This window comes from Fictibacillus phosphorivorans, assembly GCF_007673525.1.
In the GTDB taxonomy this organism is placed as follows: Bacteria; Bacillota; Bacilli; order Bacillales; family Fictibacillaceae; genus Fictibacillus; species Fictibacillus phosphorivorans_C.
The window spans coordinates 1,655,170-1,679,840 of the sequence record NZ_VDZU01000001.1; the positions used below are offsets into that span (position 1 = coordinate 1,655,170).

27 protein-coding genes are annotated in these 24,671 nt (G+C 39.8%); 26 read left to right on the forward strand and 1 reads right to left on the reverse strand.

What is annotated here, in order from left to right; all coding sequences use genetic code 11:
• The first annotated feature begins 52 nt into the window (after positions 1-52).
• The 5 genes from FS458_RS08080 to FS458_RS08100 all read left to right on the forward strand — a co-directional run bounded on the left by FS458_RS08080 (position 53) and on the right by FS458_RS08100 (position 5,754).
• Positions 53-961 carry a MerR family transcriptional regulator gene (locus FS458_RS08080; RefSeq protein ID WP_144699330.1) on the forward strand — a complete coding sequence of 303 codons (909 nt, stop codon included), beginning with the start codon at positions 53-55 and terminating at the stop codon, positions 959-961.
• A gap of 102 nt (positions 962-1,063) precedes the next feature.
• Entirely contained in the window at positions 1,064-1,654 is a 591-nt protein-coding gene (locus FS458_RS08085) for a genetic competence negative regulator (protein ID WP_144699332.1), read from the forward strand.
• A gap of 555 nt (positions 1,655-2,209) precedes the next feature.
• Positions 2,210-3,127 (forward strand): D-alanine--D-alanine ligase family protein, encoded by a 918-nt coding sequence (locus FS458_RS08090; RefSeq protein WP_144699334.1) that lies wholly within the window; start codon positions 2,210-2,212, stop codon positions 3,125-3,127.
• Between the two features lie 247 nt (positions 3,128-3,374).
• Positions 3,375-4,658 carry a Glu/Leu/Phe/Val family dehydrogenase gene (locus FS458_RS08095; protein WP_066395738.1) on the forward strand — a complete coding sequence of 428 codons (1,284 nt, stop codon included), beginning with the start codon at positions 3,375-3,377 and terminating at the stop codon, positions 4,656-4,658.
• Positions 4,659-4,752: 94 nt separating this feature from the next.
• Positions 4,753-5,754, forward strand: a complete 1,002-nt coding sequence (locus tag FS458_RS08100; protein WP_391503393.1) for a YpdA family putative bacillithiol disulfide reductase — start codon at positions 4,753-4,755, stop codon at positions 5,752-5,754.
• Positions 5,755-5,865: 111 nt separating this feature from the next.
• On the opposite strand, the gene FS458_RS08105 is transcribed toward FS458_RS08100, so the two are convergent.
• Positions 5,866-6,834, reverse strand: coding sequence for an asparaginase (locus FS458_RS08105; protein ID WP_144699338.1), 969 nt, complete (start codon positions 6,832-6,834; stop codon positions 5,866-5,868).
• Positions 6,835-6,925: 91 nt separating this feature from the next.
• Between FS458_RS08105 and prsW the strand changes: the two genes are divergently transcribed.
• The 21 genes from prsW (at position 6,926) to FS458_RS08205 (ending at position 24,657) form a co-directional block, all read left to right on the forward strand.
• Positions 6,926-7,606, forward strand: coding sequence for a glutamic-type intramembrane protease PrsW (gene prsW, locus FS458_RS08110; RefSeq protein WP_144699340.1), 681 nt, complete (start codon positions 6,926-6,928; stop codon positions 7,604-7,606).
• A gap of 242 nt (positions 7,607-7,848) precedes the next feature.
• Positions 7,849-8,721: a spore cortex-lytic enzyme gene (gene sleB / locus FS458_RS08115; protein WP_144699342.1), complete on the forward strand. Its 873-nt coding sequence runs from the start codon at positions 7,849-7,851 to the stop codon at positions 8,719-8,721.
• 17 nt (positions 8,722-8,738) lie between these two features.
• A complete protein-coding gene (ypeB, locus tag FS458_RS08120; protein ID WP_144699344.1) occupies positions 8,739-10,088 on the forward strand; it encodes a germination protein YpeB in 1,350 nt (449 codons plus the stop codon).
• Positions 10,089-10,407: 319 nt separating this feature from the next.
• On the forward strand, positions 10,408-11,073 hold the full coding sequence (locus FS458_RS08125; RefSeq protein WP_186320488.1) for a flagellar brake protein: 666 nt from the start codon (positions 10,408-10,410) through the stop codon (positions 11,071-11,073).
• A gap of 58 nt (positions 11,074-11,131) precedes the next feature.
• Entirely contained in the window at positions 11,132-11,308 is a 177-nt protein-coding gene (locus FS458_RS20625; protein WP_171005421.1) for a DUF5359 family protein, read from the forward strand.
• A 133-nt stretch (positions 11,309-11,441) separates the two neighbouring features.
• A complete protein-coding gene (gene cmk, locus FS458_RS08130; RefSeq protein ID WP_144699348.1) occupies positions 11,442-12,116 on the forward strand; it encodes a (d)CMP kinase in 675 nt (224 codons plus the stop codon).
• Position 12,117: 1 nt separating this feature from the next.
• Positions 12,118-12,699 (forward strand): lysophospholipid acyltransferase family protein, encoded by a 582-nt coding sequence (locus FS458_RS08135; RefSeq protein WP_144699350.1) that lies wholly within the window; start codon positions 12,118-12,120, stop codon positions 12,697-12,699.
• 293 nt (positions 12,700-12,992) lie between these two features.
• Positions 12,993-14,132, forward strand: a complete 1,140-nt coding sequence (gene rpsA / locus FS458_RS08140; RefSeq protein ID WP_144699352.1) for a 30S ribosomal protein S1 — start codon at positions 12,993-12,995, stop codon at positions 14,130-14,132.
• 100 nt (positions 14,133-14,232) lie between these two features.
• Positions 14,233-14,835: a YphA family membrane protein gene (locus FS458_RS08145; RefSeq protein ID WP_144699354.1), complete on the forward strand. Its 603-nt coding sequence runs from the start codon at positions 14,233-14,235 to the stop codon at positions 14,833-14,835.
• Positions 14,836-14,969: 134 nt separating this feature from the next.
• A complete protein-coding gene (gene der, locus FS458_RS08150) occupies positions 14,970-16,283 on the forward strand; it encodes a ribosome biogenesis GTPase Der (protein ID WP_066395717.1) in 1,314 nt (437 codons plus the stop codon).
• Positions 16,284-16,289: 6 nt separating this feature from the next.
• The gene (gene plsY, locus FS458_RS08155) at positions 16,290-16,871 is read left to right on the forward strand and encodes a glycerol-3-phosphate 1-O-acyltransferase PlsY (protein ID WP_144699355.1); all 582 of its coding nucleotides are present in this window, start codon (positions 16,290-16,292) and stop codon (positions 16,869-16,871) included.
• An 18-nt stretch (positions 16,872-16,889) separates the two neighbouring features.
• Positions 16,890-17,915 (forward strand): NAD(P)H-dependent glycerol-3-phosphate dehydrogenase, encoded by a 1,026-nt coding sequence (locus tag FS458_RS08160; RefSeq protein WP_144699357.1) that lies wholly within the window; start codon positions 16,890-16,892, stop codon positions 17,913-17,915.
• A gap of 118 nt (positions 17,916-18,033) precedes the next feature.
• Positions 18,034-18,294, forward strand: coding sequence for a stage VI sporulation protein F (locus FS458_RS08165; protein ID WP_066395705.1), 261 nt, complete (start codon positions 18,034-18,036; stop codon positions 18,292-18,294).
• Between the two features lie 415 nt (positions 18,295-18,709).
• Positions 18,710-18,910: a DUF2768 domain-containing protein gene (locus tag FS458_RS08170; protein WP_144699359.1), complete on the forward strand. Its 201-nt coding sequence runs from the start codon at positions 18,710-18,712 to the stop codon at positions 18,908-18,910.
• Between the two features lie 14 nt (positions 18,911-18,924).
• A complete protein-coding gene (locus FS458_RS08175) occupies positions 18,925-19,635 on the forward strand; it encodes a hypothetical protein (protein WP_144699361.1) in 711 nt (236 codons plus the stop codon).
• A gap of 261 nt (positions 19,636-19,896) precedes the next feature.
• Entirely contained in the window at positions 19,897-21,375 is a 1,479-nt protein-coding gene (gene spoIVA / locus FS458_RS08180) for a stage IV sporulation protein A (protein ID WP_137789039.1), read from the forward strand.
• Positions 21,376-21,712: 337 nt separating this feature from the next.
• The gene (locus FS458_RS08185; RefSeq protein WP_066241877.1) at positions 21,713-21,985 is read left to right on the forward strand and encodes an HU family DNA-binding protein; all 273 of its coding nucleotides are present in this window, start codon (positions 21,713-21,715) and stop codon (positions 21,983-21,985) included.
• A 301-nt stretch (positions 21,986-22,286) separates the two neighbouring features.
• Positions 22,287-22,853, forward strand: coding sequence for a GTP cyclohydrolase I FolE (folE, locus tag FS458_RS08190; protein WP_144699363.1), 567 nt, complete (start codon positions 22,287-22,289; stop codon positions 22,851-22,853).
• Positions 22,854-22,865: 12 nt separating this feature from the next.
• Positions 22,866-23,084 carry a trp RNA-binding attenuation protein MtrB gene (gene mtrB / locus FS458_RS08195; RefSeq protein ID WP_066241872.1) on the forward strand — a complete coding sequence of 73 codons (219 nt, stop codon included), beginning with the start codon at positions 22,866-22,868 and terminating at the stop codon, positions 23,082-23,084.
• A gap of 150 nt (positions 23,085-23,234) precedes the next feature.
• A complete protein-coding gene (locus FS458_RS08200) occupies positions 23,235-23,948 on the forward strand; it encodes a heptaprenyl diphosphate synthase component 1 (RefSeq protein ID WP_144699365.1) in 714 nt (237 codons plus the stop codon).
• Positions 23,949-23,952: 4 nt separating this feature from the next.
• Complete coding sequence (locus FS458_RS08205) at positions 23,953-24,657, forward strand: demethylmenaquinone methyltransferase (protein ID WP_144699367.1); 705 nt, start codon at positions 23,953-23,955, stop codon at positions 24,655-24,657.
• The last annotated feature ends 14 nt before the right edge of the window (positions 24,658-24,671 follow it).

Below are 24,671 nucleotides of genomic sequence, written 5' to 3' on the forward strand. Positions count from 1 at the left end.
CAACGTTTTATTCGATATACTCTTCTTAACCTATTTATTGGAGGAAGAACGGATGCCTAGTGAAGGGAAATATAACATTAAAGCGGTTTCGAAGATGCTCGGCATTCAAGCAGGAACTTTAAGAGCTTGGGAAAGACGCTATTCAATCGTAAAGCCAAACAGAAATGAAGCTGGCCATCGACTTTACACCGACGAGCAAGTTTACATACTAAAATGGCTAGTGAATAAAGTAAATCAAGGTTTTACGATCAGTCAAGCGGTTGATGTTGCCCAAAATGGGGAACTTTATAAAGAAGCAGCTCCTTTTTCAATTGAAAATACAGATCGTGCAGCCGAAATGGGTAATTTGATTCTAGATGCTCTTTTATCCTTTCAGGAGAAGAAAGCAAACGATCTTTTGAGCCAAGCTTTCAGTATGTATAATTTGGAAAAAGTCATTATTGATATTTTGGGTACATTATTAGTACGCGTAGGACACCTTTGGGAAGAACAGAAAATTACTGTTGCGCACGAACATTTTACTTCATCCTTTTTACGTAGTAAGATTGGACAACTTATTCAATGGCTGCCTTCTGATCCATATTTACCAAAGGTTATTGCTGCGTGCGGATTAGATGAAGAGCATGAACTAGGGCTTCTGATGTTTACACTGTTCTTAAGAAGAAAAGGATTTGAAGTTATATACTTAGGACATGGAATACCAAAACGAGACTTTGAGGTTGTGATGAAAGAAGTAGAACCTAAGATGGTATTTTTCTCGTGTACGATCGCTGAGAACTCTAATAAAACCTTGGAGTGGGCAAACAGCCTGAAAAAAGAATTTCCGAATACCGCAATTGGTGTTGGAGGTGCAGCGATCAATCATATCTCTTCAGAAACGCAAGAGAAGTACGAGTCATTCTTAATTGGCAATACGAAGTTAGAATGGGACGACTGGATTGCTCAGAAGCTGAAAAATTAATAACCTAGGTTTTATATTTTGTTGGATGTTTATCACCAACTTTTTGCAAACTCATATATTGATATTAAGACATAATAGCGCCGATCGTAAGGGGGACCAGAGATGCGGGTAGAACGGTTAACCTATAACAAAATAAAAATCTTCCTAACTTTTGATGATCTGAATGAACGTGGTATTTCTAAGGAAGAAATATGGCAGGATATTCCTAAAGTACATCAGCTCTTCCGTGACATGATGACTGAAGCTGATGATGAAGTAGGATTTAAAGCTGATGGTCCTATTGCGGTTGAAGTTTTTTCACTTCCAGCTCAAGGTATGGTCGTAATTGTTACAAAAGGAATAAACGAGTATGAACTTGAAGAAGAATATGATGAAGATTATATAGAGATGCAAGTGACGTTAGATGAGAACGATGAGATTTTCTATGAGTTTTCTTCTTTTGAAGACGTTATTTTACTTGCAAAACGCCTACATTCTTTAGAGATTAAAGGTGGTACTCTGTATTCGTTTAATAATCACTTCTATTTAAAGTTTGAAGAAGATGAGGTCCAGCCAGTAGACCTTGATCTGTTCATTGCTCTTCTTGCTGAGTTCGGAAGCTCCTCGACGATTACGAGCTATCGAGTTATTGAGTATGGAAAAGAATTAATGAAGTCCGATGCAATAAGCGAACTGTATCGGTATTTTAAGTAACTGCAAAAGAGAGGGGCGCAAATTTTTGCGTCCTTATTTATTTTTGCGAAAAGCTTTTTTTAAATACTGTTGACTACTCGGTTTTTGTTCCCCTCCAATGCAAGTTGATTGGAGCGCAAGGTTGTCGACTCCTATGGGACGAGCGATCACTTTGAAATGTGGAAGTGGCTCGTTCAGCCCCGACCAGCAAAAGTTGAAGGGTCTATTTACCTTCTTGACCGTTAAACTTTTGACCTCGAAGGGCTAGCCACTGCAACTAGACAGGTGAGACACTTAATGGCGAATAGCGGCAAGGGGCTCACCGATCGCCCCATGGAAAGCGAACAACCTGGAGCAGAAAATAACCATTAGCATAGCTATAATTTAACTTAAAACAGTCTTGAAAACTCAAACAGCTTATAGATTAAACATAAACAAAAATGTCATGTATATATCATTGTGATTTTAGAGACAAAACGTGTTATGATTATTAATATTTTTTACATCCACTGAACCGATATAACGGCAGGGAATATAATATATACATAAACTTTTGGGCTAGGAGTGACCATTAAAATGAAAATAGCAGTATTATATGGCGGTGTTTCTGCTGAGAGAGAAGTATCCTTATCAACAGGAAAGCAGATCATCTCTGCGCTTGAAAGCAAAGGTCATGAAGTAACAGGAATTGACTTTCATCCTTCTCGACTTAAAGATTTGTTAGAACTTGAAGCTGACGTTGTATTTTTAGGTCTTCATGGAAAGTATGGAGAAGATGGAAGGTTACAAGGTCTTTTAGATATGATGGAAATTCCTTACGTAGGTTCAGGTGCTCTAGCATCAGGAATTGCTATGGATAAGGCTAAATCCAAACAGTTCTTTAAAGACGCAAACATCAATATCGCAAAAGAGAAAGTTCTTTACAGAAAGTCTTATGATGAGAACCAGTTGGAACTCTCTTTTGATTTTCCAGCTGTAGTAAAGCCGAATAGAGAAGGATCAACTATCGGTCTTACTATCGCTCAAAATCATGATGAACTATTAAAAGGAATCGCCGAAGCATTCCTTCATGACGATACGATTCTTGTTGAACAATTCGTAAGCGGGAAAGAGGTTACTGTAGCTGTTATGGGGGAACATAACAACTATAAAGCGCTTCCTGTCGTCGAGATCGAACCTAAGAATGCTTTTTATGACTATGAGTCTAAGTACGCAGAAGGTGGAAGTATCCACTATGTTCCTGCAAGACTTGACGAGAGTACAACGGCTAAATTACAAGAACAAGCAGTCCGTGCTCATGAAGTTTTAGGCTGTGAAGTGTATTCGCGAGTTGATTTTATCGTTCCACACGACGGTTCAGAACCAGTTATCTTGGAAGTAAACACGTTACCAGGCATGACACCGACTAGCCTGTTCCCTGATGCAGCGAAAGAGATCGGAATGGACTATCCTTCAATGATTGAAAAATTAATCGAGCTATCTTTAAAAAAGTAATAAAGAAAAATTAACGTGGTCTCCACCTCTGTTAAAGAGGTGGGGATTACATAATAAAAGCAGTGGACAAGCACTATAGGTATATTGGCAGAAAATTAGCTATTTTCTCAACAGTCCGTGACTTAAGAAAGCGTTTACTTTTTAGGTGAAAATCACTAATTTTCTCTTCTCTTTGCTTATACAAAGGTGTATACTGACGATGAAGCTTGACTAAACTCTAGAGGTGACGAATATGGGAGGTAAACAAATGACAGCCCAAAATAACACAGACCAAAAATCCGACAATCATCATGAAAATGACAATGTACTCCAATCCACGCAATCCGTAATCGCGGATGCGCTCGATAAATTAGGATACTCTTCCGAAGTTTATGAGTTATTAAAAGAACCGATTCGTATGTTGACCGTTCGAATTCCGGTCAAGATGGATGATGGAAGTACAAAGATTTTTACAGGATATCGTGCCCAGCATAATGATGCTGTTGGTCCAACCAAGGGCGGCGTTCGTTTTCATCCGAATGTATCAGAAACAGAAGTAAAAGCGCTATCAATCTGGATGAGCTTAAAAGCAGGTATTGTTGATCTGCCATACGGTGGAGGAAAAGGCGGAATCATTTGTGATCCGCGTACAATGTCATTCAGAGAACTAGAAAGATTAAGCCGTGGTTATGTAAGAGCGATCAGTCAGTTAGTAGGACCGACGAAAGATATTCCAGCTCCAGACGTATTTACAAATTCGCAGATCATGGCTTGGATGATGGATGAGTACAGCAGAATCAGAGAGTTTGATTCTCCTGGATTTATTACAGGGAAACCACTTGTACTAGGTGGATCTCATGGCCGTGAAACAGCAACTGCTAAAGGTGTTACGATCTGTATCCGTGAAGCAGCAGTGAAAAAGGGTATCCAGCTTGAAGGTGCTCGTGTAGTCGTACAAGGTTTCGGTAACGCGGGAAGCTTCCTTGCTAAATTCATGCACGATGCTGGTGCAAAAGTAATCGCGATCTCGGATGCATATGGTGGACTATACGATCCAGAAGGATTGGACATCGATTATCTGCTTGAACGCCGTGATAGCTTTGGAACCGTAACAAAGCTTTTCAAAGATACGATAACAAATCAAGAACTGTTAGAGCTTGATTGTGATATTTTAGTACCTGCAGCGATTGAAAACCAGATTACTGAGAAGAATGCTAACCAGATCAAAGCTTCGATCGTTGTTGAAGCAGCGAACGGACCAACTACACTTGAAGCGACTAGAATCTTATCTGAAAGAGGAATTCTTTTAGTACCTGACGTATTGGCAAGTGCTGGTGGAGTAACTGTATCTTACTTTGAGTGGGTACAGAACAACCAAGGTTATTACTGGACAGAAGAAGAAGTAGAAGAGAAGCTTGAACGAGTAATGGTAAAATCGTTTGAGACTGTTTATACAACGGCGATGAACAGAAAAGTAAACATGAGACTAGCCGCTTATATGGTTGGTGTTCGTAAGATGGCTGAAGCATCACGCTTCAGAGGCTGGATTTAAATTTTTGCAAACTCATACCAAATCTCCTATCATATGATGATAGGAGATTTTTTTTGGCATGCTAAGAAAATGAATAACAGTGTCTTTTGGAGTGGTGAAAAAAGTGAATATAGACGTTTGTATTATTGGTGGAGGGCCATGCGGATTAGCTGCAGCTCTTGCACTACAGAAAAAAGGAATTTCTTACTGTGTGATTGAAAAAGGAAACGTAGTTAACACCATCTATCAATATCCAACGCATCAAACATTTTTTAGCTCGAGTGAAAAACTTGAGATCGGCAACTTTCCTTTCGTCCATGAACAACGAAAACCTAAAAGAATTCATGCGCTAACGTACTATCGTGAAGTAGTTAAAAGAAATAACCTTCAAGTTCGAACATTTGAAAAAGCAAAATCTGTGACCAAACAATCTGATGGAACGTTCAAAATTGAAACAACCAATCGTAAAGATGAAACGATGAGTTACGATGCCAAATATGTCATCATCGCAACAGGGTATTATGATAACCCAAATCGATTGAACATCGAAGGAGAAGACCTGCCTCATGTTCATCATTATTTTAAAGAAGGTCATCCATATTATGACCTCGATGTGGCAGTGATCGGTGGGAAAAACTCTGCAATTGACGCAGCGTTAGAACTGCAAAAAGCAGGTGCTCGTCCTCACGTCTTTTACAGAGGAAGTACTTATTCACCGAGCATCAAACCATGGGTACTCCCAGAATTTGAAGCATGTGTGAAAGCAGGCAGCATCAAGATGACATTCGATGTTTGTGTAAATAAAATAACACAAGACGGCATGTATGTTACTGAAGGAGAGAGTGGATCTAAAACGTATCATCCGTTTCATGCCGTGTTTGCCATGATCGGCTATCACCCTGATCATTCGTTTCTATCAAAGATGGGTGTAGACATCGATACAGAAACTGGACGTCCTTCTTTTTCTGAAGAAACGATGGAAACAAATGTGGAAGGTCTATTTATCGCAGGTGTAATTGCTGCAGGTAACAATGCAAATGAGATTTTTATCGAAAATGGAAGGTTTCACGGGGAAGTGATCGGTGAAACGATAGAAAAAAGAGAAAAAAACCGATAACCTTTTTAAGTTATCGGTTTTTTTCGTGAATCACATATCCGATTCCCATGTCTACTAACTAAGTCTGAATTATTCATGGTCAATCATTTGATCAATTGATGAAAATATCCATTATTGAAGAAAAAGTCGTTGCAACTGAAGTGGTTCACTCGTATTTTCTAAAGCGATCATCAGTTTTAATCGTGCTTTTTGTCCGTTTAGTCCGTTTGAGAAGATCGCGCCAATTTCTTTTAAGTGCTTTCCTCCACCTTCATATGAGTAGATGTCTTGAGCGATTCCGTTAAAACATCTTGATACGAGTACAACAGGTATTCCATTTGAAATGAGTTCTTTTATGGCAGGAACTGTTGCAGGAGGCAAGTTCCCTTGACCTAATGCTTCGATGACAACGCCATCTGCTGAATTTGTTGCCGCTTGGATCAAATTACCGTCCATGCCTGCATATGCTTTAAGTAAAACGACGTTCTTAGAAAAGTTCTTCACATGAAAGAAGTCTGATCGAATCGGTGTGTGATGGAACAGAACTCCTCGTTTTGTTACGATTCCGATCGGTCCATATTGAGGACTCTGGAATGTCGCGATGTTGCTCGTGTGAGTCTTCGTAACATTTTTTGCAGCGTGGATCTCGTCGTTAAATACAACAAGTGTTCCTTTGCCTAACGATTGATCTTCACAGGCAACTCGTACAGATGAGATCAGGTTGTATGGTCCATCTGAACCATGTTCGTTACTTGATCGCATTGCACCCGTAACAATTACTGGGATTGATGTTTGAAGTACGAGATCTAATACATAAGCCGTTTCTTCGAGCGTGTCTGTTCCGTGAGTGATGACGATTCCATCGAATTGATCAGAATTTGTTTGTGTAGTAATAAATTGTGCTAACTCCAGCATATGGGAAGGAGTAATATGAGGAGATGGCAGATTCACATAATTTTTAACCGTTATTTCTGCTAGATCAGACAGTTCTCTGAGGGTCGCCTCTAGTGGGTGTGTTTCCTTCGTATTAACGCCGCCTGTGGATTTGTTCTCTTCCATAGCGATCGTGCCGCCAGTATGAATCAATAATATCTTTTTCAAGATTAACGCCCTCCTTATTCTTTGTGTTCGCTATTCCACTTCTTAAAATATCATGTTACGATATAAAAAAACAGTAGAAAAGAGGCAGGACATGCTAGCTGTAATTTCTGCAGCGGTGGCTCCGGCTATTGCTCTATTATCCTTTTTTTATCTAAAAGATAAATATGAGACCGAACCATTATCATTGGTGGTCAAAGTATATATATTTGGCGTTCTTCTCGTCTTTCCAATCATGGTTATTCAGTTTGGAATCAACGAAGAGATGAACGTACCTTCCTTTGTTGAGGCGTTTTTTGTTAGTGGTACATTAGAAGAGTTCTTCAAATGGTTCTTAGTGTTCTATGGAGCTTACCTTCACGAAGAGTTCAACGAGCCATATGATGGTATCGTGTATGCAACAGCGCTATCATTAGGATTTGCATCCTTAGAAAACATCTTTTATCTTTACACGTTTGGGATTGAAGAAGCGTTGGTCCGAGCGCTTCTGCCTGTAAGTGGTCATGCTTTGTTCGGAGTGATCATGGGCTTTTATTTAGGGAAAGGGAAGTTTTCAACAGGAAGAAGGAAGAAGATCTACCTTACTCTGTCACTCCTTTTACCGGTTGTTTTACACGGTACGTTCAACTTCTTATTAGTATCCAGCACAAAATATATTTTCTTCTATATGTTCCCATTTATGATTTTCTTATGGTGGTTCGCTCTTCGGAAAGTAAGAATCGCCAATACGGCTATAACTCCATACACAAATCCAGATGCGAAGACCGGAATATAACCGGTCTTCTTTTATTTCACTATCAGAAAGTATAACTTGTTAGCACGATGTCATTCGACGTGGCAACAAGTTAAGGTAGATAGTATAAGCGCAACTAAGGCAGACCTGAAGAGCTTGGCGTCAGCCAAGTTTTCTTTATTGTGAACCATGAGTCTTTGAAAGCTGAATAAAAAAAAACAGATTACAAATGATATCTGTATAACACGAAAATGGAGATTAAATTACAGGAGGCTTACTTTCTCATGAAAAGAAATTCAGCTTACATAAAGGGAGCATTTTTTGCAATTGCCCTTTGTTTTGGGCTATTAGCTGGATTTGGTCAGAATAATGCACATGCATTTTCAAACCAAGTCGTTCAAGTGGGAGCAACGGGTGAAGATGTAGTTGAACTTCAGTCGAGGCTTCAATATCTAGGTTTTTACACGGGGAACATCGATGGCGTTTTTGGATGGAGAACGTATTGGGCATTACGAAACTTCCAATATGAGTTCGGTCTACCGATCGATGGATTAGCAGGTGGTACGACAAAGAACAAGTTAGCAAAAGCTTCTAAATACGATAAAGCTTGGGTAAATAGACAGATTGACACCGGCAAGAAGTTTTCTTATTACGGCGGTGAAAAGAAAAGTGCAAAGAGTGGAGCGGCTAAAGGCGGCACTGCAAAAAGTGGCACACCAAAAGCTGGAACTGCAAAAGGAGCAGGGAAACCTAAAGCAAAGCCTGCTCAAGTTAAACCGGCAAAAAATATTCCTAATGGCTATTCTCAGAACGATGTGAATTTGATGGCTAACGCTGTTTATGGTGAAGCCCGTGGTGAACCTTACATCGGTCAAGTCGCAGTAGCAGCAGTTATTATCAACCGAGTAAATAGTGCTTCATTTCCAAACACCGTTTCTGGTGTAATCTTCGAACCAGGAGCATTCACAGCAGTTGCGGATGGCCAGATCTATCTAACGCCTAATGCACAAGCGAAAAAAGCGGTCATGGATGCATTGAACGGCTGGGATCCAACAGGAGAAGCTGAATATTATTTTAACCCTGATACAGCTACATCAGGCTGGATATGGACTCGTCCTCAAATCAAAAAAATCGGAAAGCACATTTTCTGTAACTAATAAAGGGGTGAACTGATATGATACGCACGATCCTAATTGTACTGTTGTTCGTGGCAGTAGCAGGAACAGGCTATTGGGGCTACAGTGAACATCAAGAAAAGAATGCTGTACTTCTTCAAGCAGAAAACAACTATCAACGCGCTTTTCATGACTTGAACTTCCATATGGATTCTCTTCATGACAAGATTGGCGAAACAATCGCTATGAATACACGTAATCAGCTATCTCCAGCATTGGCTCAAGTCTGGAGACTAACATCAGAGGCTCATAATGATGTAGGTCAACTGCCTTTAGCGCTATTACCTTTTAATAAAACAGAAGAGTTTTTAACAAAGATGGGCGAATTCAGTTATCGAGCAGCAGTTCGTGATCTAGACAAGAATCCGCTTAGTGATAAAGAATATAATACATTAAAAGAATTGTATGCAAACTCAACTGAAATCCAAAACGAATTAAGAAAAACAGAATCACTCGCGCAAAAGAACAACTTGCGTTGGATGGATGTCGAGATGGCACTAGCTACGAATAAACAGCCAGAAGACAACACGATTATTGATGGATTTAAGACTGTTGATAAATCAGTAGAAGGCTACTCAGACGTAGATTTCGGAACTGAAGTATCCAACATGGAAAAAATGAAAGACCGTGATCTTAGTCAGTTAAAAGGTAAAAAGATCACAAAAGAAGAAGCCAAAAAGATTGCGATCGATTTCTTCCAACTAAAGAAAAACGTGAAGATTACAGTAGAAAGCACTGGAAAAGATGCAAAGTACGACGCATACTCACTAACGTTATATAACCCAGATACAAAAGGCACAACATATATGGACCTAACGAAAAAGGGTGGATATCCACTTTACGTCCTTTACGATCGTAATGTTGGGAAGGCAAAAATCTCACTGAATGAAGCGATGCTTCAAGCTGATGACTTCTTGAAAAAGCATATGGAAAGTCAAATGGAGATGGTAACGAGTGACCAATACGATAACATCGGGGTGTTCACTTATGCTCGACTCGACGATGGTGTAAGGATCTATCCTGAGACCGTGTCTGTAAAAGTAGCATTAGATAATGGAGACATCATGGGGTATGAAGGTACAGACTTCCTTCTAGCACATGTAGACGATAGAACGCCTACGTTTAAGATCTCTGAACAAGAAGCAAGAACAAATCTTAACCCTAAGTTCCAAGTAAAAGAAACAAGCAAGGCATTGATTCGAAACGATATTAACGAAGAAGTGTATTGCTACGAATTCCTAGGAATTCTAGGTAATGATACATTCCGCGTCTTCATTAACGCAGAGAACGGAAACGAAGAAGAAGTAAGAAAGCTTAAAGAAGCAGAGCCATCTTACAACGATATTTAAAAGGGAATTATGGTTATCGTGAAAAAAGGTTTGGATTAATTGCTTCATTGACAAGTTGATTGGAACGGAAGGTGCGAGACTCCTGGGGGATCAGCGGGACAGGTGAGACTCCTAAGGGTGCGGAGCGCCGAGGAGGCTCACCGCACGCCCCCCGGAAAGCGAGCAGCCTGGAGTGGAAATCAACTACTTACTACTATTTCAGATTGATCAAATTTTTTTAAAAGCAAAATTTCGCAACTTGAAATTTTGCTTTTTCTTTTATTTTGAAACTGTCATAATAAGGTAGAAAGATAAGAATGCAATGTATGGGGGAAGTTTGATGATTACAGTGGGTGAACCGTTATATTTAGAGCCGTTGTTTTCGGACAAAAAAGATAAATATCGCTGTAAAGTGTTCGATGTAAAAGAGGATCATCTCTACATTGATTATCCGAGTAACGAGAAAACAAATCGCACGGAATATTTTTTTGATGGAACACAGTTTAAAGCCTCTTTTGTAGATAAAGAGAGAAACGTTTACACATTTCGAACAGAGCTTTTAGGTAGAAAGATTGAAAATATTCCCGTCTTGATGATCACTTCTCCAAAAGAAGAAGAGATCCATAAGATTCAGCGAAGAGAATTTGTAAGAGTTGAAACGATGATAGACACGTCTGTTGTTAACCAAGATGATGCATATCCACCATTTAACTCTGTTATTCTTGATCTAAGTGCAGGAGGAATGCTGCTTTCTCTTCCAGTCGAGCATGCCGTCAGGAGTGAGGATCGGTTGAACTGTTTAGTCGTTTTTCCTATGCAATCTGGAGAAAAACTGTATCTGGACCTAAAATGCACAGTGTTAAGAGTATTCGATGGAGGAGCAGGCGGACGGCAGAAAGCGTCCCTTCAATTTGAGAAGATCACACAAAGAGATCGTCAGCATATTATCCGATTCTGCTTCGAACAGCAACTGCTTAAGAAGAAAAAAGAGAGCGTGGGTCTATAGAAGTGCATAAAGTTTTTCTTTTTGGGAAAAATACTCCCGAAAAGAAGGTGACGTACTTATGAAACGATTTGAACGAATATTGATTCAGCTTGCCGTAGTTCATTTTATTTTACTAGTTGCCGCGCAATTTTTGCTTGAGATTCCTTCCTTTAAGTTATATACAAACAAGAGCATCTATTACGAAGGAGTCATCAAGAATGACCAACAACCAACTTTGGAAACCATAGACCGTTAAACAACATGTATGGTAATATACATATAGATTAAGTCTGATGAATTCAGATTTATACACAGAAAAAAAGCAGGGGATACTCACCTGCTTTTTATTGCTATGTATGCATAGTCATAGGTATGGGGTAGGAGGAAACATGAAAAAATTATTATCGATCGCCATTGATGGACCGGCTGGAGCAGGAAAAAGCACGGTAGCCAAACAAGTAGCTGAACGTCTTTCTTTCATTTACATTGACACGGGTGCTATGTATAGGGCACTTACGTATAAAGCTCTTCTAAAGGGAGCAAATCTTAATGATGGACGCGAACTAGAAATCGTTTTAAATGATACAGATATTAAATTAGTAATCACCGATGGTGGACAAGCTGTACTTCTTGACGGAAAAGACGTATCAGAAGAGATCAGAACTAGTGAAGTAACGAATAATGTATCATTTGTTGCAAGGCAGCAAGAAGTACGAACCGAAATGGTAAAAAGACAGCAGCTACTAGCTGAATCTGGCGGCGTAGTCATGGATGGCCGTGATATCGGTACACACGTTATGCCTAACGCGGAGCTAAAAATTTTCTTGATCGCTTCTGTAGAAGAAAGAGCGCGCAGACGCTATGAAGAAAATATAACAAAAGGGTTTGAAGCAGATTTTGAACTTTTAAAAAGCGAGATTGCTTTAAGAGATAAACGTGACAGTGAAAGAGAAGTAGCTCCACTAAGAAAAGCAGAAGATGCTATCGAACTGGACACAACAAGTATGACGATCGAAGAGGTAGTTTCAAGCATTCTTCATTATGCAAAAGAAAGGGCTTTGTAAAATGATGCTTTATTCTTTCGGAAAATGGCTATGTGGGACCTATTTTAAAGGAACATATAAGCCAGAAATCGTTGGAGCAGAAAATGTGCCGAAAACAGGAGGCATACTTCTATGTTCCAATCACATCCACAACTACGATCCACCGCTTGTAGGGGTCGCTTCACCACGAGATGTGCATTTTATGGCGAAAGCAGAACTCTTCTCGGTACCGGTTTTAAAACATATCCTGCCGAAGATCAACGCATTTCCTGTAAAGCGCGGGATGAGCGACAAAACGGCATTAAAAACAGGGATGAACCTTTTAAAAGAGGGAAAAGTTGTAGGGGTGTTTCCAGAAGGAACCCGCTCAAAGACGGGAGAAATCGGAGAAGGCCTAGCGGGAGCCGGTTTCTTTGCTCTTAAATCAGATGCTCACATCGTTCCATGTGCGATCGTTGGAGAATACCAAAAAGGAAAAAAACTTAAAGTCGTATTCGGTAAACCAATCGACTTTACACATTTTCGGGAGCAAAAAGCTTCCGCAAAAGAAGCGACAGAGCTTATAATGAAACATATAGCTCAGTTAAAAAAAGAGCATGAATAACTTAATCAATTATCTTTAAGAATTTACTTTTGAGTTGTTTTTATAAACTTCTTTGCAAATTGAATGGAGTGTAAGTTGCGAGACTCCTAGGGGATCAGCGGGACAGGTGAGACACCTAAAGGACACAAAGTGTCGAGGCGGCTCACCGCACGCCCCCTGGAAAGCGAGCAACTGTAACGGAATTCGATTTACTTTCATCCTTCTTTAAAAAACAACTCCATGATCGATGTTAATGTTCTTTCATACCGAAAGTTCAATAAATTACTTTTCTAATTTTTGAGGAGGTCACGAACATGACAGACGAAATGAGCACAAGTTTAACAAATGCTTCTATGGCTGAAAAAGGTGAAATCATTAAAGGTACTGTACTAAAAGTGGAAGACAAACACGCGTTAGTGGATATCAGCGCTAAGCAAGATGCGTTTTTACCGATTAATGAAGTATCAAGTCTTTTCATTGAAAAGGTAAGTGACGTGTTGAATGAAGGAGATCAGATCACGGTTAAAGTACTTTCTCATACAGAGGACAAGCTACTTGTTTCAAAGAAAGCTGTGGACACTGAAAAATCATGGAGTGAACTCGAAGAAAAGTTTAATTCTAAAGAAACGTTTGAAGTCGTTGTTCACGATGTAGTAAAAGGTGGACTAGTGGTAGACCTTGGCGTGCGAGCGTTCATTCCGGCTTCTATGGTCGAGTCTCACTTCGTTGAAGATTTTTCAGATTATAAAGGAAAAACACTTTCTGTGAAAATCGTAGAGCTTGATGCAGAAAAAGGTCGCGTTATCTTATCTCATCGGGCAGTTACTGAAGAAGCAGCTGTAGCAAAGAAACAAGAGATTTTAGACCGTTTGGCACCAGGCGAAATCATTGAAGGTAAAGTACAACGTTTGACTGACTTTGGTGCTTTTGTAGATATTGGTGGTGTTGATGGATTAGTCCATGTTTCACAGCTATCACATAACCGTGTTGATAACCCTTCAGAGGTTCTTAGCGAAGGTCAGACGGTAAAAGTAAAAGTTCTATCTGTTGACCGCGATAATGACAGAATTTCATTGTCGATAAAAGAAACGCAGCCTGGTCCTTGGGAAGAAGCAAGTTCGTCCATCCAAGCTGGAAGTGTTATTGAAGGTACGGTTAAGCGCATCGTTACGTTTGGTGCATTCGTGGAAGTGGCACCAGGTATTGAAGGCTTAGTTCACATTTCAGAATTAGCAAACCGTCATATCGGAAATCCGAGTGAGGTTGTTAAAGAAGGTCAACAAGTTTCTGTTAAAGTTCTTGAAGTTAACAGTCAGGATAAGAGAATGAGCTTGAGCATGAAAGCCGTTCAAGATGAAAAGGAAAAAGCTAACCTTAAAGAAAACCTTCCGAAAGAAGAAAAAGGATTTTCATTAGCAGACATGATTGGTGACCAGCTGAAAGGTTATAAATAATACCCCTTTCGACACAGCTCTCGATGATTAGATCGAGGGCTGTTTTTCTTGTGGTTAGAAGTGGACCTAATGTGGCAATAATGCTATCGAGGTGAAAGAGATGAACGATGGCATACTTTTTTATTGGTTCATGTGGATGAGCTGGGTTGTTTCTACCTTTCTTCTGCGTAAAGGAAAGATAAGAAATCAATGTGTACTTATAACATTGTTTGGAATTATATTGTCCGGTATAAATCTTCATTTTTCTGTAGGAAATATGAATGCTGCATTTGCATTCTTCTTGTTGATCGGGTTGATTCATGTTATCAGATTTAGTCATCAGCTCTTTTTTTTCGTTACTAGCAGTTTTATAGTGGCTACAGCTTATGTTTCAATCGAACTTTTTGCTTTATACGACCCCGCAAAACTGTTTCTGAACAAGAAAATAATACTCCTCATATTCCTGACACTTTTAACGATTACGTTAGCAAGAAGTAAAAAAGATCTTTTCAGTTTAATCGCAATAGGTCTTTTTATTGGCGATGCCGCTTATCAATTCATCATTCTCAGGCTCGTTGGCAAGGTCGAGATCGGATCTCTATATGTATTGGATTTGTTTGCCTCAACTTCTATGATGCTCTTATTTATGGTAGTATTGGTAGATATGTTCAAAAAAATAAGACGAACAACTTTTAAAAGGGTTACTTCAGCGAAGCAGATTTAGAAGAGAATCAGTTGTCTAAACCATAAGTAATTTGCTAAAATAAGTGGACTTGTCTAATTACAAGAAAATGATAGAGCATATAAAAAAAGAAAATTTGATGATTGACTTGATCAGGAAAAAAGGGAAGTGTCTACATGACGAAACCAGTTTTAGCCATAGTAGGAAGGCCAAATGTAGGAAAATCTACTATATTTAACAGAATTGCCGGAGATCGTATCTCGATCGTAGAAGATATGCCAGGTGTAACGCGTGACCGTATTTATAGCTCAGCAGAGTGGTTGAACACAGAATTCAACTTAATCGATACAGGCGGTATTGAAATCAGTGATGCACCATTTATGAGTCAGATGAAAGAACAAGCAGAACTTGCGATTGAAGAAGCGGATGTTATTCTATTCCTTGTAGATGGAATGAACGGAATTACAGCTGCTGATGAAGAAGTAGCAAAGATGCTGTTCCGATCTAAAAAGCCTGTTGTATTAGGTGTGAATAAGATCGATAACCCAGAACGTAAAGAATTGTTATATGAGTTCTATAGCTTAGGAATGGGAGAGCCGATCGGTGTATCAGGTACACATGGTATAGGTCTTGGAGACCTTTTAGACCAAGTAGTAAGTCATTTCCCTGAAACAGTTGCTGAGGAGAAAGAAGACGATACGATCTACTTTTCTTTGATCGGTAGACCGAACGTTGGAAAATCTTCTCTTGTAAATGCTATTTTAGGTAAAGAACGAGTTATTGTAAGTAATATTGCTGGAACAACGAGAGATGCGATCGATTCGAGTTTTGAGCGCGAAGATCAGAAGTATGTAATCATCGATACGGCTGGTATGAGAAAGCGCGGAAAAGTATATGAAACAACTGAAAAATATAGCGTTATGCGTGCGATGAAAGCGATCGAACGTTCCGATGTTGTCCTTATGGTCATCGATGCTGAAGAAGGAATCATCGAACAAGATAAGAAAGTCGCTGGTTTTGCGCATGAAGCGGGTAAAGCAGTAGTGATCGTCGTTAATAAATGGGATGCTGTTGAAAAAGACGATAAGACGATGCAGAAGTTTGAGCAAAAGATTCGTGATCATTTCTTATATCTTTCTTATGCTCCGATCGTATTCGTATCTGCATTAACAAAGCAGCGTCTTCATCAGTTGTATCCTGTAATCAATCAGGTTGCAGAAAATCACTCACTTCGTGTTCAAACGAACATCTTGAATGAAGTGATCATGGATGCCGTTGCGATGAACCCAGCACCAATGGATAACGGAAAAAGATTGAAGATCAACTATGCGACACAAGTGGCGTCAAAACCACCTACGTTCGTCATCTTTGTTAATGATCCTGAGCTTTTCCACTTCTCATACAAACGTTTTCTGGAGAACCGTATTCGTGAAACGTTTGGTTTTGTTGGGACACCGATTAAAATCTTTGCTAGAAAGAAAAACGACTAATCTTCCATGATGACGATCGTACTCTTCGTTATTTCTTACTTGATCGGAAGTGTTAGTTTCAGTTATTTGCTGACTAAAGTATTGAGAAATGAAGATATTAGGAATCATGGAAGTGGTAACGCCGGTGCAACGAATACGCTTAGAGTGTTAGGAAAAAAACCGGCGATCGCCGTTTTGCTATTAGACTGCTTCAAGGGTATTTTAGTTGTCTGGGTTGCCTTATGGTTCACAGATTCTTCCTTCATTGCAGTTCTGTGCGGCATGATAGCCGTCATCGGTCACAACTATCCCGTCTTTTATGGATTTAAAGGCGGGAAAGGCGTGGCTACAGCGATTGGTGTTTTTGCTGCGATTGCATTCTTGCCGTCACTTATAGCAGGTGTTATCGCGATCATAACCATTTGGATATCCAGATTTGTTTCATTAGGTTCTATTGTTTTTTTAATTCTTACTCCATTTTTCATGTTGTACCAATTTAATCTGTCACTAGAAGCAGTATTAACTAGCTTCGTTCTTTCGATTGTTTCAATCTGGAAGCATCGTGGAAATATAGCAAGGATCTGGAATGGGAATGAACGTAAAATTTAATAGTGGAGTGTGACACGTATGGATAATGTTGCTGTTTTAGGTGCTGGAAGTTGGGGTACTGCCCTTGCCATCGTTTTGGCTGACAACGGTCATAACGTTTCTCTATGGGGACGTAGAGAAGATCAGGTCAATGAGATCAACAACGATCATAAGAACGAAAAATATCTGCCTGGCGTTGAACTCCCTGAAAACATCCAAGCAACAACTCAGTTGAAAGAATGTGTGAAAGAAGCGGACACGATCGTACTCGTCACGCCAACAAAAGCGATGAGAGAAGTACTCGGACAATTGAAAAAAGAATTGAGCTCTCCTGTTACAATCGTTCATGCTTCTAAAGGCATCGAGCCTGGTACATATAAACGTATTTCTGAAATCATCGAAGAAGAGCTTCCTCTGAGTGTATTGGATTCTGTGGTTGTTCTTTCAGGTCCAAGTCATGCAGAAGAGGTATCTCTAAGGCAGCCAACCACTGTTACGGTATCTTCAGTAAACATGAAGTCTGCTGAAAAAGTACAAGATCTTTTTATTAATCAAAATTTCCGTGTCTACACGAATCCTGATGTTGTCGGTGTGGAGCTTGGTGGTGCTCTAAAGAACATCATCGCTCTAGGTGCGGGACTTTCTGATGGATTAGGTTATGGAGATAACGCAAAGGCGGCTTTAATCACGAGAGGTCTGGCTGAGATCGCCCGACTTGGTACACATATGGGTGCCAATCCTCTAACTTTCTCAGGTCTTACAGGAATTGGAGATTTGATCGTAACGTGTACGAGTGTTCATAGCCGTAACTGGCGTGCTGGAAATATGCTTGGAAAAGGTATGAAGCTGGAAGATGTTCTTGAGAACATGGGCATGGTCGTTGAAGGCGTTAGAACCACACAAGCAGCGTACGAATTGAGTAAACGTGAAGAAGTGGAGATGCCGATCACACAAGTGCTGTATGATGTCTTGTTCAACAACAAGGGTGCAAAACAGGCTGTTGACGATCTGATGCAGCGTTCTCGCACACATGAAGTAGAAGATGTATCTTCTTTAAAGAGCTAAACACACGAAGTCGATAGGCGAATGTCTAAAAAATTTTAGGCAATCGCCTTTTTTTCTTTCACGCTTCCAATCTCCCTGCATACGATAAGGTGAAAAGGAAGTGGGAGGAGGACTTCAGGTGGAACGTGAACAACACTTTTTTGATAAGATCGAGAAGAAAACAAGTGTGAAAAAGGATGATATTTTTAAACTTGCTCAATCCGTAAGCGGGTCAAATCTTCGTGACGAGCGCACGATTCGTATGCTGATTTCCCAAGTATCTTCTATGGCTGGAGTAGCGGTTTCGAAACAAAAAGAAGATCAGATCGTTCAAGCTGTTCTTAACAATAACATACCTCTCGACTTAGCAACATTATCTAAAATGTTTGAAGGTAAGTAGGCTCAATTTTTATAATTGTATAAAGTGGATTAGCACCTAAAAACATGGAAGTGTTCCTTCGGTACAGGAAGTATTTAGTCGAACACCCGGTCACGCCCGGGTGTTTTTTTGTTTGGTTTTTTTTATTGATATTGGCTGTTTCTTTGATGTTTCAAAGGTAATTGATTTCCGTTCCAGGTTGCTCGCTTTTTGCGGGGCAGGCGGTGAGCCACATTCGTACACCTTCAAAAAATGAAACGAAAAGCCCATGCCTTCAAGTTCAAATATAATAAAAAGATCGTCACTCAATCTTGAGGATCAAGTTTTCGATGATCAATATACAAGCCTAGTCTCATACAAAATTCCAACTTCCGAAAAAGTAAAGGAAATACCAAGAATTATGCTATAATGTACGCTGTGGACAAGGAGGATACATATGAGTGAAGGTTTGTTAAAAATGTGGGTGGCTCTATCAGCCATCGGTTTAATGTTTGTTGCTGTTTTCTCTATCATGTTTAGTCGAGCGAAATTATCTGGAATCTTTCAGACGGTCGTTTCACTATTTGCGTGGATCTGTATGATCGTAGCAGGTATTCTAATCATCATCGTTGTGTTCAGCGGACCTGTACAAGGTTAAAGGAGGAAGTCAATATGTCTAAAAAATGGTGGATTCCTTTATGTTTAATTTTATTCACACTTTCAGGATGTTTGTATCCGGAAGAAAGAAAAACACAGAACCGAGTTCCTTATCAAGATCAGATTACTGCGGTTCAGCAAGCCGTTGAGAGTTTTCAAAAAGATACGGGTGTACTGCCGATTAAAACAAAAGAGGCAGATACAGATATCTATCAAAAATACTTGATCGACTTTAATAAACTAGTTCCAAAATATATGCAAGAACCTCCCGGCAATGCTTTTGAAAAGGGTGGAACCTTTCAATACGTATTGATCGATGTAGAGACAAAGCCGACTGTAAAGCTTGCAGATCTTGTATTAACTGATAAGGTTCAGGATATACAGGTTGCTTTAAATATCTATATGGCCGAACACGACTACCCGCCTTTTAAAAAGATAGAAGCATCGGGCAGGCACACTCTTGATTTTAAGAAGTTAGGTTTTAAGGAAGATCCGTACGTCACAAGTCCTTTTACGGGGAAGAAACTGCCATTTATGATCAATGGTGATGCAAAGATTTTTATAGATTACAGGAAAGATCTAAGTGCAGCGATCACAAGCTACCAGGATGAATTGGATAAACACGAAGACATACGTCACCTACTAGCCGTTCATTCGTTTTTTGTGCCTGTCTATTCTGTTCCATATACAGTTGAAAATAATAAACCTATTTTTTTAATAAAATAGGCATGAACTCTCCCTTTTTCTAATACATTCATAGAAAAGGCGGAGAGATTTTTTTTGGAAATCCTTTTAACGAAACAAGCTTTATAGTTTCATCGGTAGGCACTCTAGTGCGCCCTCCCGTTTTTATGGAACTATACAACCGAGAAAAGCGAGGATCCAATAAAAATTTCCGTTCCTTTGTCATAATCAATAGGACAAAATCATACGATGTATTGTCCAAGACTAGCATCCGGAACTTTATTTGGATCGGGAGGGAAATGAATGGAGAAAATCGATATTTTCAAAGATATCGCCGAACGGACAGGCGGAGATATCTACTTGGGTGTAGTAGGAGCAGTTAGAACAGGGAAGTCCACATTTATTAAAAAGTTTATGGAGCTTGTGGTGCTGCCGAACATTGATAATGAAGCAGAACGCCAACGTGCTCAAGATGAATTACCGCAGAGTGCAGCTGGACGCACCATTATGACCACTGAGCCCAAATTTGTTCCAAACAATGCGGTGAAGATCAATGTAGGTGATGGGCTAGATGTTAACATACGTCTCGTTGATTCAGTAGGTTATGCGGTGCCGAGTGCAAAAGGGTACGAAGATGAAAACGGCCCAAGAATGATTCATACACCATGGTATGATGAGCCGATTCCGTTTCATGAAGCCGCTGAGATCGGTACTCGAAAAGTTATTCAAGAACACTCCACGCTTGGAGTAGTAGTAACAACGGATGGAACGATCGGTGAGATTCCAAGATACGATTATGTGGAATCAGAAGAACGAGTGGTCGAAGAGCTGAAAGAAGTTGGAAAGCCGTTTATCATGCTGATCAACTCTACACAGCCGCACCATCCAGACACGCAAAGACTTCGCAACGAGCTTTGTGAAAAATACGATATTCCTGTACTCGCAATGAGTGTTGAAGCGATGACGGAGCATGATATTAACAACGTGTTAAGAGAAGCGTTATACGAGTTTCCGGTGCTTGAGGTCAATGTTAACCTTCCTAGCTGGGTAATGGTCCTTCGTGAGAACCATTGGTTGCGTGAAAGCTATGAAGAAGCAGTTAGAGAAACGGTTCAAGACATCAAACGTTTACGTGATGTAGATAAGGTTGTAGGGTTCTTCGCTGACTATGATTTTATCGATGACGCAAGACTCGCAGGAATCGAAATGGGGCAAGGGATCGCTGAGATCGACTTGTTCGCACCTGATTACCTGTACGACCAGATCTTAAAAGAAGTGGTGGGCGTTGAGATCCGAGGCAAAGACCACTTGCTTCAGCTGATGCAAGAATTTGCATACGCTAAGACGGAATACGATCAAGTGGCAGACGCGCTAAGAATGGTTAAGCAAACAGGATATGGAATCGCGGCACCAGCGATTACTGATATGAGCCTCGATGAGCCTGAGATCATCCGTCAAGGATCTCGATTCGGTGTAAGACTTAAGGCGATCGCACCTTCCATTCATATGATTAAAGTAGATGTAGAATCAGAGTTTGCTCCAATTATCGGTACGGAAAAACAAAGTGAAGAGATGCTTAGATACTTGATGCAAGACTTTGAAGAAGATCCACTATCAATCTGGAATTCTGATATCTTTGGAAGATCGCTAAATTCTATCGTAAGAGAAGGAATCCAAGGGAAGATCTCACTGATGCCAGAGAATGCAAGATATAAATTAAAAGAGACATTAGAACGTATTATAAATGAAGGTTCAGGCGGTTTGATTGCCATTATTTTATAACTTTTGGACTCCTATCATCAGGAGTCTTTTTTTTGTTTTAACGATTAAGGTAACTGTGTATCTCTGTTTGTTTGACTAGAACAAATGACCTGTGCTAAGAGAGTGACTTTATTACCTCGCGAGGATAGTTTTTTTGTAAAAAAAGGTCAAAAAATAAGGAATTTTAAGGGTTGAATAGCGAAAAACGCCTAAAAAAGATTGAATTTCTCAAGGTAATCGTATAATATAAGGCTTGTTACAGATATAATTAGTAAAATCTTGTATATTACATAAATGAAAGAACCATGATTCAAAAGTGTAATGATGGTGAATAGTACCTTGAGAGGAGGTGAATGGAATGAACAAGACTGATCTAATCAATGCAGTATCTGAGCAAGCTGAGCTTTCTAAGAAAGATGCATCTAAAGCAGTTGACGCTGTTTTCGAAGCAATCACTGGTACACTACAAAGCGGTGATAAGGTTCAACTTATCGGATTTGGTAACTTTGAAGTTCGTGAGCGTGCAGCTCGTAAAGGCCGCAACCCACAAACTGGTCAAGAGATCGAGATCTCTGCTAGCAAAGTTCCTGCTTTCAAACCAGGGAAAGCCCTTAAGGACGCTGTTAAATAATTGATACATAGGGCAACTTAAAAAAGACCGTGAATCCATTCACGGTCTTTTTTTTATGGAATGGAAGAAGGGAAAGATATATCGGCAAGAATGAGATTATATCGGCAAGAATTTGAATATATCGGCAAAAATTCAATTTTATCAGCAACTCTACTCAAAGAATCACCCGTCATCCAATTCGAACCTTACTATTCAATCAGATCCACTCCGGACACGGCGTAAGGGTTTTCTCCTTTTGCTATTCTCTCTTCATTATGCTAAAATTTTTCTATTGTGTTAATGGAATTGGAGGACAACCGGCGTGGCAGAAGTTCAAAAAGAAAAAATTGAGTTAGCGGTAAAAATGATATTAGAAGCGATAGGTGAAGACCCTGATCGAGAGGGTTTAATAGATACACCAAAACGTGTTGCAAAAATGTATGAAGAAGTATTCCAAGGATTGAACCAAGATCCTAAAGAGCACTTTGCTACAATTTTTGGAGAAGATCATGAAGAGTTAGTGCTTGTAAAAGATATCCCTTTCTACTCCATGTGTGAGCATCATCTCGTACCTTTCTTCGGAAAAGCTCATATCGGATACATACCTAAAGGAGGCAAAGTAACAGGATTAAGCAAGCTTGCTAGAGCTGTGGAAGCTGTTACAAAACGACCTCAACTTCAAGAAAGAATCACATCGACGATTGCGAACAGCTTGCTAGAGACTCTCGAACCTCATGGTGTGATCGTTGTGATCGAAGCAGAGCATATGTGCATGACGATGCGTGGTGTTAAAAAACCGGGCTCTATGACGGTTACTTCAGCAGTTCGTGGCGTTTTTGAAAAAGATCCTGCTGCTCGTGCAGAAGTACTAAGTTTAATTAGAAACTAAGGAGGTAACTTCATGAAATCAGAATTTGATTTTTTCGTGATTAAAGCGAAAGAGAACGGCGTAAACGTGATCGGCTTGACTCGTGGTACAGAAACAAGATTTCACCATTCTGAAAAGCTTGATAAAGGTGAAGTGATGATCGCTCAGTTCACAGAGCATACTTCAGCTGTAAAAGTAAGAGGGAAAGCTGTGATCTACACGAAACACGGAGAAGTAGATACAGAATCGTAAAGATTACTTTCGGCAGTACATGTGCCAAAAAGCTGGGCTACAGATAAGCCTAGTTTTCTTTATGTCTTTTAAAGAGGTTGAATCCTAATAATTTTGGCGACTATGTTATAATAAGAAAGCACAATTTTGCTGTGTCATTGGAGGGATTTGATGAACACCATGGAACAGATTCAACGTTTAAAACAGCATACACTTTTATTGATGCAGCACAGTTATGTAGAACGATATATCCAACCTCCAGTATTTAATGAATTCAAAGTATTCATCACGTACTGTCTTTTGCGTGAACTAGAATTGGATGAAGCTGTAGAAGCAGAGTACTTCAGTTCGATTACTCTCATTCAGTCTGCATTGGACCGTCATGATGATATTTTGGAAGAGCAAATCAATAAGAACAAAAAGAACCGTCAGCTTGTTGTATTGTCTGGCGATTATTTTAGCAGTCTATACTACTTACTTTTATCTCATTGTGAAAATTTAGATCTGATCTCAAAGTTATCGAGCGCGGTTCAGGAAATTAACGAACTAAAGGCAGATCTGCATATTCATAGCAAGGACAAGTTTTCAACCACGAGTGTAGAATATTTAAAAGCCATACAGAAGATCGACAGTCTATTATTAACAAAAGCCGCTGAATCGTTTGGTCTCTATACATATATACCGTTTATTGAAAGGTACCTAACTGTGTCACGATATCACATTCTTGATAAGAGAAGAAGATTAAGTGAAGAACAGTTGAACTTCCTCGAGACATGCGAGGCTGAACTAAAGAATAAAGAAGTTGAAATGCCGCTGTTGTTTCATAGAGAAGGATACAACATGGTAGATGCTAGCAAAAATGACTTAATGTTAGGAGAGGGTTAATCCGATGTTGAGTAAAGAAGAACGGGTTCACTCTGTATTTGAAAAGATCTCGGATCAGTATGACTATATGAACGATCTGATCTCTTTTAAACAGCATAGTAAATGGCGTAAAGATACGATGAAAAGAATGAATGTACAGCCTGGAAACCAATGTTTAGATGTTTGTTGCGGAACAGGTGAATGGACGTTCGCTCTTGCTGAAAAAGTTGGTACAGAAGGGAAAGTAGTTGGCCTCGATTTCAGTCAGAACATGCTGAACGTTGGGATCGAAAAGCTAAGGAAGCGCCAAGCTCCTGGAGTCAGCTTTATCCATGGCAACGCGATGGAGCTTCCGTTCGAAGATAACAGCTTTGACTTCGTTACGATCGGGTTTGGGCTTAGAAACGTCCCCGATTATCTACAAACACTTAAAGAGATGGCACGCGTAGTGAAACCCGGCGGTAGAGTCGTATGTTTAGAGACTTCGCATCCCACAGTTCCGGTGTTCAAACAGCTCTTTAAATTTTATTTTACGTATATCATGCCAGTATTCGGTAAGTTATTCGCAAAAAGTTACCAAGAATACGCATGGCTTCAAGAATCAACAGAAGCTTTTTTAACAAAAGAAGAACTGAGACAACTTTTTAAACAAGCGGGTTTATCAAACGTTGAGGTTAAATCGTATGCTTTAGGTGCTGCCGCCATGCATACTGGGAAAAAACAGCAATAGAAGAGAGCGTTGCA

Bases quoted from the DNA above. Each gene is read 5' to 3' on its own strand.
- FS458_RS08095 (WP_066395738.1), top strand. From the start codon at position 3,375: ATGACAGCCCAAAATAACACAGACCAAAAATCCGACAATCATCATGAA.
- plsY (WP_144699355.1), top strand. From the start codon at position 16,290: ATGATGACGATCGTACTCTTCGTTATTTCTTACTTGATCGGAAGTGTT.
- FS458_RS20625 (WP_171005421.1), top strand. From the start codon at position 11,132: ATGAAACGATTTGAACGAATATTGATTCAGCTTGCCGTAGTTCATTTT.
- FS458_RS08135 (WP_144699350.1), top strand. From the start codon at position 12,118: ATGATGCTTTATTCTTTCGGAAAATGGCTATGTGGGACCTATTTTAAA.
- FS458_RS08085 (WP_144699332.1), top strand. From the start codon at position 1,064: ATGCGGGTAGAACGGTTAACCTATAACAAAATAAAAATCTTCCTAACT.
- FS458_RS08170 (WP_144699359.1), top strand. From the start codon at position 18,710: ATGAGTGAAGGTTTGTTAAAAATGTGGGTGGCTCTATCAGCCATCGGT.
- mtrB (WP_066241872.1), top strand. From the start codon at position 22,866: ATGAAATCAGAATTTGATTTTTTCGTGATTAAAGCGAAAGAGAACGGC.
- der (WP_066395717.1), top strand. From the start codon at position 14,970: ATGACGAAACCAGTTTTAGCCATAGTAGGAAGGCCAAATGTAGGAAAA.
- sleB (WP_144699342.1), top strand. From the start codon at position 7,849: ATGAAAAGAAATTCAGCTTACATAAAGGGAGCATTTTTTGCAATTGCC.
- cmk (WP_144699348.1), top strand. From the start codon at position 11,442: ATGAAAAAATTATTATCGATCGCCATTGATGGACCGGCTGGAGCAGGA.
- prsW (WP_144699340.1), top strand. From the start codon at position 6,926: ATGCTAGCTGTAATTTCTGCAGCGGTGGCTCCGGCTATTGCTCTATTA.
- FS458_RS08125 (WP_186320488.1), top strand. From the start codon at position 10,408: ATGATTACAGTGGGTGAACCGTTATATTTAGAGCCGTTGTTTTCGGAC.
- FS458_RS08160 (WP_144699357.1), top strand. From the start codon at position 16,890: ATGGATAATGTTGCTGTTTTAGGTGCTGGAAGTTGGGGTACTGCCCTT.
- FS458_RS08185 (WP_066241877.1), top strand. From the start codon at position 21,713: ATGAACAAGACTGATCTAATCAATGCAGTATCTGAGCAAGCTGAGCTT.
- ypeB (WP_144699344.1), top strand. From the start codon at position 8,739: ATGATACGCACGATCCTAATTGTACTGTTGTTCGTGGCAGTAGCAGGA.
- FS458_RS08205 (WP_144699367.1), top strand. From the start codon at position 23,953: ATGTTGAGTAAAGAAGAACGGGTTCACTCTGTATTTGAAAAGATCTCG.
- FS458_RS08145 (WP_144699354.1), top strand. From the start codon at position 14,233: ATGAACGATGGCATACTTTTTTATTGGTTCATGTGGATGAGCTGGGTT.
- FS458_RS08200 (WP_144699365.1), top strand. From the start codon at position 23,235: ATGAACACCATGGAACAGATTCAACGTTTAAAACAGCATACACTTTTA.
- FS458_RS08090 (WP_144699334.1), top strand. From the start codon at position 2,210: ATGAAAATAGCAGTATTATATGGCGGTGTTTCTGCTGAGAGAGAAGTA.
- FS458_RS08175 (WP_144699361.1), top strand. From the start codon at position 18,925: ATGTCTAAAAAATGGTGGATTCCTTTATGTTTAATTTTATTCACACTT.
- FS458_RS08080 (WP_144699330.1), top strand. From the start codon at position 53: ATGCCTAGTGAAGGGAAATATAACATTAAAGCGGTTTCGAAGATGCTC.
- rpsA (WP_144699352.1), top strand. From the start codon at position 12,993: ATGACAGACGAAATGAGCACAAGTTTAACAAATGCTTCTATGGCTGAA.
- spoIVA (WP_137789039.1), top strand. From the start codon at position 19,897: ATGGAGAAAATCGATATTTTCAAAGATATCGCCGAACGGACAGGCGGA.